The sequence below is a fragment of the Nguyenibacter vanlangensis genome (assembly GCF_038719015.1).
Taxonomy (GTDB): Bacteria; Pseudomonadota; Alphaproteobacteria; order Acetobacterales; family Acetobacteraceae; genus Gluconacetobacter; species Gluconacetobacter vanlangensis.
This window is the reverse complement of sequence record NZ_CP152276.1, coordinates 3,021,622-3,033,413: the sequence shown is the minus strand read 5'-3', so window position 1 is coordinate 3,033,413 and position 11,792 is coordinate 3,021,622. Positions and strand designations below refer to the sequence as shown.

Annotated in this window: 11 protein-coding genes and 1 tRNA gene; 5 read left to right on the top strand and 7 right to left on the bottom strand. The window is 66.7% G+C overall.

The window, feature by feature from the left end; all coding sequences use genetic code 11:
* Positions 1-49 precede the first annotated feature (49 nt).
* On the top strand, positions 50-928 hold the full coding sequence (locus tag AAC691_RS14130) for an aldose 1-epimerase family protein (RefSeq protein ID WP_342627374.1): 879 nt from the start codon (positions 50-52) through the stop codon (positions 926-928).
* A 155-nt stretch (positions 929-1,083) separates the two neighbouring features.
* Positions 1,084-1,764, top strand: coding sequence for an SOS response-associated peptidase (locus AAC691_RS14125; RefSeq protein ID WP_342627373.1), 681 nt, complete (start codon positions 1,084-1,086; stop codon positions 1,762-1,764).
* A gap of 112 nt (positions 1,765-1,876) precedes the next feature.
* Here the strand turns inward: AAC691_RS14125 and AAC691_RS14120 are convergent, their stop codons facing one another.
* From AAC691_RS14120 to AAC691_RS14095, 6 genes are all read right to left on the bottom strand, one after another.
* Positions 1,877-3,028 (bottom strand): DNA glycosylase AlkZ-like family protein, encoded by a 1,152-nt coding sequence (locus tag AAC691_RS14120; protein ID WP_342627372.1) that lies wholly within the window; start codon positions 3,026-3,028, stop codon positions 1,877-1,879.
* 32 nt (positions 3,029-3,060) lie between these two features.
* Entirely contained in the window at positions 3,061-3,834 is a 774-nt protein-coding gene (locus AAC691_RS14115; protein WP_342627371.1) for a sulfotransferase family 2 domain-containing protein, read from the bottom strand.
* 188 nt (positions 3,835-4,022) lie between these two features.
* A complete protein-coding gene (locus AAC691_RS14110) occupies positions 4,023-5,510 on the bottom strand; it encodes a carbohydrate porin (protein ID WP_342627370.1) in 1,488 nt (495 codons plus the stop codon).
* A 157-nt stretch (positions 5,511-5,667) separates the two neighbouring features.
* On the bottom strand, positions 5,668-6,984 hold the full coding sequence (locus AAC691_RS14105) for a GGDEF domain-containing protein (RefSeq protein WP_342627369.1): 1,317 nt from the start codon (positions 6,982-6,984) through the stop codon (positions 5,668-5,670).
* Between the two features lie 204 nt (positions 6,985-7,188).
* Positions 7,189-8,121: a diacylglycerol kinase family protein gene (locus tag AAC691_RS14100; RefSeq protein ID WP_342627368.1), complete on the bottom strand. Its 933-nt coding sequence runs from the start codon at positions 8,119-8,121 to the stop codon at positions 7,189-7,191.
* 278 nt (positions 8,122-8,399) lie between these two features.
* Positions 8,400-8,475, bottom strand: a tRNA-Ala gene (locus tag AAC691_RS14095).
* A 173-nt stretch (positions 8,476-8,648) separates the two neighbouring features.
* Between AAC691_RS14095 and AAC691_RS14090 the strand changes: the two genes are divergently transcribed.
* The 3 genes from AAC691_RS14090 (at position 8,649) to AAC691_RS14080 (ending at position 10,530) form a co-directional block, all read left to right on the top strand.
* Positions 8,649-8,957 (top strand): YggT family protein, encoded by a 309-nt coding sequence (locus tag AAC691_RS14090; protein WP_176641300.1) that lies wholly within the window; start codon positions 8,649-8,651, stop codon positions 8,955-8,957.
* Positions 8,958-9,023: 66 nt separating this feature from the next.
* The gene (locus AAC691_RS14085; RefSeq protein ID WP_342627367.1) at positions 9,024-9,521 is read left to right on the top strand and encodes a YjjA family protein; all 498 of its coding nucleotides are present in this window, start codon (positions 9,024-9,026) and stop codon (positions 9,519-9,521) included.
* Between the two features lie 55 nt (positions 9,522-9,576).
* Complete coding sequence (locus tag AAC691_RS14080) at positions 9,577-10,530, top strand: NAD(P)-dependent oxidoreductase (protein WP_342627366.1); 954 nt, start codon at positions 9,577-9,579, stop codon at positions 10,528-10,530.
* 47 nt (positions 10,531-10,577) lie between these two features.
* Here the strand turns inward: AAC691_RS14080 and AAC691_RS14075 are convergent, their stop codons facing one another.
* Positions 10,578-11,624 carry an L-idonate 5-dehydrogenase gene (locus tag AAC691_RS14075; protein WP_342627365.1) on the bottom strand — a complete coding sequence of 349 codons (1,047 nt, stop codon included), beginning with the start codon at positions 11,622-11,624 and terminating at the stop codon, positions 10,578-10,580.
* Positions 11,625-11,792: the final 168 nt, after the last annotated feature.

The window sequence follows — 11,792 nt, the reverse complement described above, 5'->3', positions numbered from 1 at the left end:
TATCGCCGGGCGCCGGGCCCGTCGAAAGGGTGCAAGTGGAGAGGCTGCAATGACCGACAACGCTCCCGCCCACCATGTTTTCGGCGCCAACGGACTCCAGTCCCGCGTCGCGGCCGCCGGGGCCGAACTGCAATCCCTTCAGGACCCGTCGGGCTTCGACCGGGTCTGGTCGGGCGCCGCCTGGCCCCGTCACTCGCCGGTGCTTTTCCCTATCGTCGGCACCCTGAAGGACGACACCGCCCTGATCGACGGCCGGCCCTATCGCCTGACCCGGCACGGCTTCGCCCGCGACCGCGTCTTCCATTGGGTCGACCGCCGCGCGGACGGCTGCACCCTGTCGATCTCCGACGACGCCGACAGCCGCGCGATCTTTCCCTTTCGCTTCGTCCTGACGATGGATTACCAGATCACCGGCCAGACGCTGCATGTCGGATACCGGGTGCACAACCCCGATCCGGACCATGTCCTGCTGGCCGCGCTCGGCGCCCATCCGGCCTTCTCCTGGCCCCAGCGCCCCGGCGCCGCCAGGCAGGACTACGTGTTGGAATTCGAACATCCCGAACCCGCCCCGATCCGCCGGATCGCCGATGGCCTGCTGCTGCCCACGCATTTTCCCACGCCGATCACCGGCCGGACCCTGGCCCTGTCCGACGATCTGTTCATCGACGACGTCGTCATCCTCGACCAGCTCACCAGCACCCGCGTCGCGTTCCGTGCCCCCGACGGCACGGGAATGACCATGGCATGGCAGGGATTTCACGAACTTGGCCTGTGGATGAAGCCCGGCGCAGGGTTCCTGTGCATCGAACCCTGGCGCGGTCTGCCCAGCCCCGTCGATTTCTCGGGCGAATTTTCGGAAAAGCCGGGAATCCTCCACATTCCGCCGCTCCAGGACTGGACGGCGTCCTGGTCCGTGGCGCTGCTTTGATGCGTGGGCGGGGGGATTCGTTCTTTTTTGAAAAAAAGAACCAAAAAACTTTTGGAAGTTTTGGGCATTTTGCCGAGCAGACGGGAAATCCCTTAACGAATAAAAGTCTTTTCTCTTCTTTTTCTTCAGAAAAAGAAGAGAACCCCCGCTAGAGAATGTGCCGCCGCTTCGCCAACGCGCTGACCACCCAGGCCATGCGGCAGCATTTCGGCGTCACCGGCCCCGCGCCGGACTGGCTGCCCTCGTGGAACGTGGCCCCCGGCCAGCCTGCCCCGGTGCTCTGCCGCGTGCCGTCCGGTTCCGGCGCGCGGCTTGATCTGATGTTGTGGGGGCTGGTCCCCCATTGGGCACGCGACATGACGCGACAGGCGATCAACGCGCGCGCGGAAACGATTGCCACATCGGGCATGTTTCGCGCCGCGTTCCGCGCCCGGCGTTGCCTGGTGCCCGCCACGGCCTGCTATCTCTGGCCCACCGGCCGCACGTCGCGCCGCCTCGCGCGCTGCCCCTGGGCACTCACCACACCGGACCGCCAGCCGATGACCCTGGCCGCGATCTGGGACAATTGGGAATATCAAGGCGATATCCTGCATAGTTTCGCAATCATCACCACCGAATCCTGCGATTCGGTCCGCCCGGTCCAGGACCGCATGCCGGTGCTGATCGCCCCCGATGATCGGCGTGAGTGGCTCTACGAAACACCTGACAATGCCACAAGATTTCTCATGCCATGCGATCCGGACAACGTCACCCTCTTCCCCGTCGGCCCGGCGGTGAACGATCCAACGCGCGACGGACCGCACCTGCTCGACCCGGCGCAATCTATCGATAAATAAATGGTTCTCTGGCTGGGTGCGGGGCAGAGCCCCGAAAAAGAGACCGCAAAACGGTCAACTCTTCCACCCGCCGACAGACCACCAGATCATTTTTCGGAGTCGTTTCGATCCTTCAGGTTTCAAACTGGAATTGTTCGAAACGGTGCAGTGCGTCCTCGATCAGCCTGCTATGGGTGGCCTGCTGCGGTCCGATCCAGTTCCATTGCTGCACCTGAAGCATATTCCGTGCCCGGTCGGCCTTCAGGTCGATCGCTGCCACCACCCGGTCGCCGACCAACACCGGCAGCGCGAAATAGCCGAATACCCGTTTCGTCCTCGGTACATAGGCTTCGAACCGGTGCGTATAGCCGAACATCAGCTCCAGCCGCTTGCGCTGGATCACCAGCGGGTCGAACGGCGACAGGATATGAACCGTGTCCTCGCCTGCAAATTCCTCGACCCGGGCCGCCGCCAGCATGGCGGGACAGGCCCAGTGGCCGACCCGCTCGGCCCCCGCGACGGAAACCGGCACCAGCCGCCCGCGCGCCACGCGCCCTTCGATCCGCTCGCGCAGACCGGCCTTGCGCGACGCGTCCAGGTGACAGGCCGAATCCAGGCTGACGATCCCCTGCGCCCGCAGCGCGCGGTCCAGCAGGTAATCCAGCTTCCGCGCCGCCGGAACCGGGCGCGGCGGGCTGTCCCAGCCGAAATGCCGCCCGATCAGTTCATAACGTTTCACCATCCCCTCGCGCGCGCTGATCGTCAGTTGCCCGCTCAGAAAGGCCAGTTGCAACGCCCGCTTCGACGGCTTGCGGCTTGCCCAGGCGTGGTCCTTCTCGACCAGCACGTCGTCCTCGATATCGCGGATCGACAGCGCGCCTTCCACGCGGATGCGACCCAGCAGCTTGCGCACCTCCTCGGGCGTCACGCTGTCGAACCAGCTTCCCGGCGCTGCCCGCCGCCGCCGCATGTCGTCGATGAAAAAGCGCAGATCCCGCGTGGGGACATAGGCCAGGGCATGCGTCCAATATTCGAAGACGCTCTTGTCCGTGCTCTGCGCCTGCTGCAGATGCGCCCGCCGGTACTCCGGAATGCGCGACCACAGGATGTGATGATGACATCGTTCGATCACGTTGATCGTGTCGATCTGCACATAGCCCAGATGCTCGACCGCCCGCCGCGTCGCATCCGCCCCGCCGCCGAACGGCGCCGCCCGATCCAGTCCCTGCGCGCGCATCCAGATGCGCCGGGCCTCACGCCTGGTCAGTGAAATGGGGGCGGGCATGGTGCGGCTCCGGACGCGGCCCGGTGTCGCGGTCACCGGATGGTCAGATGATCGAACAGCGCGAAATCCCGATGATAGAACGCTTCGATCCGTGCCAGTTGCCGGCCGGTCAGGTTCAGCGCATAGGACCGGCTTTCGTTCAGGTGCGGCAGCCGCAGCGTGCTCAGTTCCGGCACCAGGTCCGGCAGGCGCCCGATATCGCGCAGATGGACCAGATAGCGCACGGCCGGCCGGCCGGATTTGTCCGTGACGTACCAGGATTGCGGCCGGAAGATGTGATCCATCTGATAGACCGACCGTGCCTGCTCGATATGGTCCAGCGCATCGTCGACCGAACAGAATGCCATATACTGGTCGCGAAAGGCCGGCACCACGCTGCGATGCCGGCTGCCCCCGTCCCGCGCATAGCGATAGGCCGAAATGAACCGCTCCACCGGATCGCGCAGAATGGCGACGCTGGGCAGCGTGTGGGCCAGATGCGGCACCACGTCCAGGTAATAGCGCATGGATTCATGCGACAGGGTGCGGCCGTACAGCGCGGTCGCGATCGACGTCCCGGCATTCTTCGGCACATGGACAAACAATACGCCCCGCTGCGCGATCAGCGCCATCCGCTCATGGCGCTTGGTACCCAGCGGCAGCGTCAGGCCGATTTCCGATGTCCATTCATGCAGGTCGGGCGGCAGGCGAAACCCCAGCAGCCGCGTCAGGCGCTCGAACAGGGTCTTCGGCGGCACCGCATCCGGCGTCCGGCGTGGCGTATAGGCGTCGCGCGCGGCCAGAACGCTTTTCTGCGGCAGGGTCATCGGGCTTTCTCCGGTCATCATCATCGGCGCGGCCAGACCCTACCAGAAGAAGCGGCCAAAACATGGCCGATCCCGATCACGTTACACTCTGCAATCTTCCCGGTTACAGTCGAAACGCCGGCGAAAGGCCCGAGATATATAAAATCTTCTGCCGGCCGGCCTCCGATCTCCCGTTTTTGGGCCGCGCCTTACAGAAACTCGACGTGGCTCTTGAACCCCAGCAGCGCGGCATCGCGCAGATTGCCCTGGGCGTTGGGACGGAAATAATATTCGAACAAAGGGGTGAAGATGACGCCGCGCATGACGTGGATGGCGTAATTCGCCTCCAGCACCATGGCATGGCGCTGCACCCCCGTCGCATGGTTCGGCAGCGCGGCCCCCTGGCGCAACAGATCTTCCTCGGTCATCGTCACGCCGTTGGCGATCTTGGTATAGGTCAGCGCGACGCCCAGCGTGTCGAACGGCCGCGACTGGATGAAGCCGCGATTCAGCAACCCGGCATAGGCCACATATTCGCGCAGCGACGTATGCGGGTCGTTATAGACCACGCCCCACAGCGCCGTCAGTCCGGATGCCGGGTCGGCATAATGGACCAGCCGCTGGTCGAACATCGCCCAGCTCGACCATGACGCGGCATGCTGGCGCGGCCTGGCACGCGTCAGCGCATAGGGGCGCCCGGCGATGTCGAAGAGATTGTCGTTCTGCGGCGTGCTGAACAGCGAACCGCCCAGCTTGTAATGCCCCGGCAGCGTGCCATGGGCGAAGACCGGCTCCCACCCCATTTCGACGGGCGCGGTATAGCCGATGATGTTCGCGCCGTTGAACTTGAAACCCGTCCGGTGCTGCGCCACCGAATAGATCCCGTTCTCGATCGGATAGACGCCCGTCTGCGCATAGATCGTGTGCGTAGGCCGCCCGCGCACGCGAAAGCCCCAGGTCGACGCCGGATAGCCCGCCGCATAATTCGTGTCGGTAATGCCCTTGGGGCGTCCGCAGAAACTGCCGTTCTGGAAATTGCAGAACAGCGGGCTCGCCGCGAAATCAGAAATTTCCGCCATGCGCCCCGCCGCGATCGCCAGCCGCCCGCCGAACAGCGTCTCCTCGCCATAGGCATAGACCAGATGGACGACCACGTTGCCGCCGCCGCCATAATCCTCGGACGCGTGGTTCAGCCAGTCGCCGAACATGCGGTTGGCCGTGGTGCCGTAGCGGCCGACCGTGATCATGTGGGTGGCGAAACCGCGCAGGCCGGCCAGCCTGTTCCAGTCGATGTCCAGCTCGGCGGCATATTGCCCGGCATTGCTCGCACCCTGCCGGTAATTGACGAACCCTTTGGTCGTCCCGCGCGTCGGCGGCGTGATCGCGCCCGCGAACTCGTTGGTGTTGTCCAACAGGACATTGACGCCCCGATCCCGCAGCCATTTCGTCAGCCCGAACGGGTTGGGAAATATTGCCTCGGGATGGGAAAAAGGCGGCACGATCGGCGCCAGCGACACATGGGCGGGCTCCGGCGTGCTGACACGCTGCATGGGCGCCGCACCGATGTCGTTGTCCATCACCTGGGCCGCCGCCGGGGCCGGATGGCCGGCCAGCAGCCCCAGAATCGCCGACAGGCAGGCAAGGCGAGCAGACGGCCGCGGTCGGCCAAAGGATCTGGTCCCAGGGGATCTGGTCATCGATGATGATGTCTCGGCGGCGATGGGGATGGAACGGGGCGCAAATATGTCGTAATATTTCCATTCGCGGAAAAATTACGGGTCATTTTCCTATAACGTTTCGACTACGCGGTAAACAGTCCACCTCCGCCTCGTGTCTTTATCTGATGAAGCGGCTTCACCCTCCCGCCCGTCCTACCCGATCGAAATCAGCAGCATGATCCGTGATCCCAGCGCCAGGATGACGATCCCGACGGCATCCCAAAAATGCGGCATCACCGGACGCGTCCTGATCGGCGCCTCGGATGTAAAGGCGCCGCCACCATCCCGGCGCCCGCGGGGTCACGCCTTCGCGCGGCGGGACCGGGGTCGAGGCCGGGGAGTGCACGGGGTCCGATCCGTCGCCCTCGGTCCGGTTGCGGCCCTGGTGCTTGGCACGGTACAGCGCGCGATCCGCCAGCGCCATCTGCTCGCCCAGCGGCAGGCCGGGCGCGGCCGGCGCGGCGATGCCGATGCTGACGGTCGCCCGGACGCCCGGCGGGGTCACGGTTTCGGCGAAGGTCAGACGCACCCGCTCGGCCACGGCGTACAGCGCCTCATGCGACAATCCGCTGACCGCCGCGGCGAATTCCTCGCCGCCGATCCGGCCGAACAGCACGTCCGGACCCAGGGCGTCCGTCGCGACCGTGCTGAAATGCCGGATGACCCGATCCCCCGCCGCATGGCCGAACGTATCGTTGATATGCTTGAAATGATCGATGTCGAACAGCAGCACGCCGCGTCGCGGCAGGGCCTCCGCCGCCTGCCAGAAGCCGCGTCGGTTCAGCACGCCGGTCATGTCGTCCTGAAACGCCATCGTCCGGGTCTGCCGCATCGCCCGCTCCGCGACCAGGATCAGCATCAGCCCGGGCCACAGCACGACATAGGACAGCATCTCGAACGGGATCGCCGCGTTCACCAGCCCTTCCCAGGGAAACAGCCCCGGCATGGCGGTCAACAGGCCGCGCACCGCGCTGCACACGACATGAACGCCGCCGATCACCAGCAGCGCCAGTTGCGTCCGGGTCTCTCTCGGCGGCCGCGCCAACCGGCAAAGCGGCAGGAAGACCAGCCCCGCCACCATCGCCATCGCGATCTCCACCCGCAGCGCAAGGGAATGGCGGAACCACCCGAAGGCGCAAAGCCCCAGCCACAGCAGCACCGGCGCGGCCAGCCCCCAGCGAAAGAGCGGCCGCCCGTACAACCGCATCGTTGCCTGCCAGAACAGCGCCAGCGCCAGCAGCACGATACTGTTGCCGATCGGGATGGCGACCCATTCCGGCACCGGCGGCCGCATCATCACCAGCGGCAGGCCGATCGCCCCGGCAAAGGTCCCCATCCCCAGCAGCCGCAGGGCGGGTTCGGGATGATATTGCCGCGCCGCATGGCAAAGAACGGTGATCAGCAGACAGACAAGCGCGATGAACGGGCCGGGAGAGAGCGATGCGATGGGCATGATGGATGTCTGGACCGGTTCGGCCCCCTTTTTCGGACGATCCCGCCGCCGGACATGAGAATCAATATTTTAGTGGCCTGCCGATCCGAGAAATTCTCATGAGAATTTCTCGGGCAGGACACTAGCGCGCCCGTCAGATACGATTATTGCGCCGCCGTGTCGACTCGCCCCGTCGCCGCATCGTGCCGCGCGCCCGGGCCGGGGTCACACGGCGATCCGCAGCGGGTGCGCGGCATCCGTGATGATGCACGGCACGCTGCCGCCCGATGGGTCGCCGTCATGCTGCAGCGCCAGCCCGTCGGGCGCGGTCAGCGCGATATGCGACGCGCGCACCCGCCGCAGACCGCGCACCCGGTCGGGGCGGTCGCACAGCAGTCCCAGCGCCACCCTGGCGATCGGGCCGGCCCCCGGCTCGTCCAGCAGCGTGACCGAAAACCCGCGCGCCAGCGGCGTTGCCTCGGGCGCCAGGACATGGCGCCCGCCATAGAACCGTCCCTTGGAACAGACGATGCCGAAGGCCGTATGGGCCTGCCCATCCAGCACGACCTGCAGCGGCGGAAAATCATAGCGCCCGGCCTCGCGGATCGCCTGCACGGCATAGGCGCCGCGGCCCAGCACGCGCTTGGCGCGCAGCGACAGATGATTCACGACCTGCGCGTCGAATCCCGCACTGGCCATCTGCACGAAAATGCGCGCCTGCCCGCCCGCCTCGATCCGGCCGGGCCAGATCGTCCGCCACCGGCCCGACAGCAGCGCCCGCGCATTGTCGCCGGGGGCGAAGGCCACGCCCAGCTCGTGCGCCAGCACATTCGCGGTGCCCAGCGGCAGCACGCCCATGACGGGCCCAGGCATCGAAAGGGACGCGGGAGGAAAGGAAGGACGCATGGCCTCCAGCAGCCCGTCGGCGACCTCGGAAATCGTGCCGTCGCCCCCGGCCGCCACGACATGGGTGAACGCCCCGTCCGGCCCGGCATCGCGCGACAGGATGCGCCCGTGCCCGGCATGGCCCGTGGCCGCCACCGTCACCTCGGCCCCCCCGGCCCGCAGCCCCTGCACGAAACGACGCAGACGCGTTATGCGCCGCCGCCCCGCCATGGGGTTATAGACCACCAGAATCCGCGCAATCCGCTCATTCATCGTGCGCGTCGACCCGCAGCCGCCCAACCCGCATCGCCTCGATCCGCAACGGTTCGACCTGCAACGCCAGCGCCGTACCCCACACCCCGCTCCACCATGCGCCCCCGGCCGATCATCCCGTCCATATGTTTAAAACAGATCGCGATACCGACAAATCGCACCGGCGTACAAGCGGGAACAAGCGGCGACATGCCAACGGCGACAGGATGGACCGCCAACGGGCCGCGACGGATGACATCGCCATCAGGATTTGATTTTTCGGGAAAATATCAGACCAGTGGTGGAGCTGAGGGGAATCGAACCCCTGACCTCCTCATTGCGAACGAGGCGCTCTCCCAACTGAGCTACAGCCCCACTGCCTGATGGGCTGGCATAAATACCGGCCGTTCCGGGTTTGTCAAGCGCCCATCGAGAGGCCCTGTCGAATGGTCCTGCCGCGGCTCGCGCGGCGCTATGCGGGGCGCGGTGTTGTGCCTCTTCCCCGCCTCCGATAGGATTTCCGCCCTGCCTCTTGGAGATCATACACGTTGCTCCAGCTTGTCTTCACATTGCTGCTCGAAGCCGTCCGGCTCTATACCTGGGTGCTCGTTATTTCCTGCGTATTCAGCTTCCTCTACGCGTTCGGCGTGCTGGACACCCGCAACCACACGGTCTGGGCCATCGGCAATTTCCTCAACCGCCTGACGGAACCGGCGCTGCGGCCGTTGCGGCGCATCCTGCCTGTGGTGGGCAACATGGATTTCAGCCCGCTGGTCCTGCTGCTGCTGATCCAGTACGTGCTGACGCCGCTGATCCGGCAGCTTTATTATACGTTGGCTTTCAGCAACCCTCTCTGAACGGGCCGCGCCCATCCCGGGCGCCTCGGACCGGACACGCATGACCATCGCAAAGGGATCACGTCCATGACGCGCCACATCTTCATTCTGCCGGTCGTCGCCATCCTGTCCGTGGCCGGCCTGCCGCCCGCCCGCGCCCAGATGCCCGCAATGCCCGGAATGTCGGGCGGCAGCGCCATGCCCGCGATGCCCGGCATGGGCGGCGGCAATGGCGGCATGATGGGCGGCGCCATGGGGGCGATGGGCAGTGGGGCCATGGGTGGCGCCATGGGCCTGCCGTCCCTGTCCTCGGCCGGCGCCGGCAACCTCGCCGGCCTGCTGGGCTATTGCGTGCAGAACAACTATCTCGGCACCGGCACCGCCTCTCCGGTCATGAGCGCCCTGGGCCACAAGGCCGGCATCGACCCCCGGACCGACAGCCAATACCAGGCGGGCCGGAACGGTCTGCTGGACACCGGGGGCGGCAACACCTTCTCTCTGGCCGGAGCGGGGCAGGGGATCAAGCAGCAGATGACGCAGAAAATCTGCACCATGGTCCTGAACCGCGCCCGCTCCATGCTCTGACGCCCACCCGGCAACGCGGTCGGCGCCGGCCGCGCGGCCGCAGCAGGAGCAACACATGACCGACGACGGCACAATCGCTGCGCCACGCGTCGCATTCCTCGGGACCGGGATCATGGGCGCGCCCATGGCCCGTCATATCGCCCAGGCGGGATATCGGATTTCGGCCTGGAACCGCACGGACGACAAGGCCCGTCCGCTGGCGGCATTCGGCGTCGAGGTGGCCCCGAGCGCCGTGCAGGCGGTATCCGGCGCGGATGTCGTGATCGTCATGGTGACCTCCGGCCAGGCCGCGAACCAGATCCTGTTCGAGGACGGCCGGGCCGCCGCCCACATCAAGGCCGGCGCCATCGTCGTCATGATGAGTTCGATTGCCGTGGACGTGGCCAGGACACAGGCCGCGCGCCTGCGTGAGCTGGGGATCGGCTATGTTGACGCGCCCGTTTCCGGCGGCGAGAAAGGGGCGATCGACAAAACGCTGGCGATCATGGCCGGCGGGTCGCCGGACGACATTGCGGCGGTCTCGCCCCTGCTGCGCGTGCTGGGGCGCGTGACGTATATCGGTCCGGTCGGGACGGGGCAACTGGCCAAGCTGGCCAACCAGGTCATCGTCGCCGGGACGATCACCCTGATCGCCGAAGCCTTCACGCTGGCCGAGCGCGGCGGCGCGGATCCGGCGCGCGTGCGGCAGGCCCTGACGGGCGGCTTCGCCGACAGCGTGATCCTGCAGCAGCACGGGCTGCGGATGATCGAACGCCGGTTCACCCCCGGCGGCGACGCGATCAATCAGGTCAAGGACCTCGATGCGGCGGCTAGGATCGCCGAGGAACACCACCTGACGCTGCCGGCGACCGAGCGGGTCGCCGAGCTGTTTCGCGCCATGGTTGCCGCCGGCGACGGCGGCCTCGACCACAGCGGCATCTTCCTCCATATCGCGCGCCTCAACGGCCTGCCGGCCCATGATATCAGAACGGATGACGCCATGACCGGAGAGCCGTCACGAAAAGCCTGACATGACGCGGTACATGACGCGGTGATTCCGCCGCGTCGCGATCCGCTCTACGGCGCGCCGATCCGCAGCAGCACCTTGGCCGCCGATCGCCGGTCCGCCGCGGCCGCGAATGCGTCGGCAAAGGCGGCAAACGCGACTTCATGGGTGACCAGCCCGTCCGCGATCCGCGGATGCGCCGCCAGCATCGTCAGCGCCTCGGCGAATTCGCCATCGAAACGGAACGACCCGCGCAGGTCCAGTTCCCGCGCGATGATCTGCGCCATCGGCACCGCGACCATGCCCGGCGGAAACATCCCCACCTGCACCAGGATGCCGCCTCGCCGCGCCCGCGCGACGGCGGATGGCAGCGCCCCTTCCACGCCCGTGGCCTCGAACACGACGTCGAATTCCTCCTCGGGCGCGCCATGGCGCGCATTCCACGTCTCGGTCGCTCCCAGCCGGCGCGCGACCGCCAGCGGAAAATCATGCAAATCGGTGGCAACGATGCGGGCCGCGCCACGGACCGCCAGGGCGGCGACGATCAGCGCGCCGATCGGCCCCGCCCCCTGCACCAGGACCGTCCGCCCGGCACAGGGTCCGGCGCGGCCCACCGCATGCAGCGCCACGGCAAGCGGTTCGGCCAGTGCGGCGCGGCGCGGATCCAGCCCCGGCGGCAGGCGGTGCAGTTGCGACGCCGCCACATTCACGACGCGGCGAAACCCGCCCTGCGTATGCGGCACACGGGCCGCGCTGCCAAGGAAGCGCACGTCGCGGCACAGATTGCGCAGCCCCCGCCGGCATTCCGGGCAGGTTCCGCACGGCCGCGCCGGGTGAATGGCCACCGGCGTCCCGGCCGGCAGGCCCTTCACCCCGTCGCCGCAGGTTTCGACGAAGCCCGACACCTCGTGGCCCAGGATCATCGGCTCGCGCAGCACCGACGCGCCCACCCCGCCATGCTGCAGGTAATGCAGGTCCGACCCGCAGATCCCGCCCCAGGCGATCCGCACCCGCACCTCGCCCGGCCCGGGCGGCGGGGACGCCGCCGGCTCCATCCGCAAATCGCCCCTGGCATGGATGACCAGCGCGTCGGTCCGGGCAAAATCCATATCCGTCATGTCGTCGTCCTGAACAGAAAAAGAAACGGACAGAAGAACGGGATGGGCGGCGGCGCCCGGACTATCGTTCCAAACGGCCCCGGATCGAAATCACGATAAAGTAATTGTCGTTCCACATGGTATTGCCCGCGAGATCGTTCACATCATCAGGCGTCGAACAGACGTGAC

What these genes read in the sequence shown, in the direction of transcription:
- AAC691_RS14100 (WP_342627368.1), bottom strand. Translation starts at nt 8,121, where the DNA reads ATGAATGAGCGGATTGCGCGGATTCTGGTGGTCTATAACCCCATGGCG.
- AAC691_RS14085 (WP_342627367.1), top strand. Translation starts at nt 9,024, where the DNA reads ATGACGCGCCACATCTTCATTCTGCCGGTCGTCGCCATCCTGTCCGTG.
- AAC691_RS14075 (WP_342627365.1), bottom strand. Translation starts at nt 11,624, where the DNA reads ATGACGGATATGGATTTTGCCCGGACCGACGCGCTGGTCATCCATGCC.
- AAC691_RS14105 (WP_342627369.1), bottom strand. Translation starts at nt 6,984, where the DNA reads ATGCCCATCGCATCGCTCTCTCCCGGCCCGTTCATCGCGCTTGTCTGT.
- AAC691_RS14120 (WP_342627372.1), bottom strand. Translation starts at nt 3,028, where the DNA reads ATGCCCGCCCCCATTTCACTGACCAGGCGTGAGGCCCGGCGCATCTGG.
- AAC691_RS14110 (WP_342627370.1), bottom strand. Translation starts at nt 5,510, where the DNA reads ATGACCAGATCCCCTGGGACCAGATCCTTTGGCCGACCGCGGCCGTCT.
- AAC691_RS14115 (WP_342627371.1), bottom strand. Translation starts at nt 3,834, where the DNA reads ATGACCCTGCCGCAGAAAAGCGTTCTGGCCGCGCGCGACGCCTATACG.
- AAC691_RS14080 (WP_342627366.1), top strand. Translation starts at nt 9,577, where the DNA reads ATGACCGACGACGGCACAATCGCTGCGCCACGCGTCGCATTCCTCGGG.
- AAC691_RS14125 (WP_342627373.1), top strand. Translation starts at nt 1,084, where the DNA reads ATGTGCCGCCGCTTCGCCAACGCGCTGACCACCCAGGCCATGCGGCAG.
- AAC691_RS14130 (WP_342627374.1), top strand. Translation starts at nt 50, where the DNA reads ATGACCGACAACGCTCCCGCCCACCATGTTTTCGGCGCCAACGGACTC.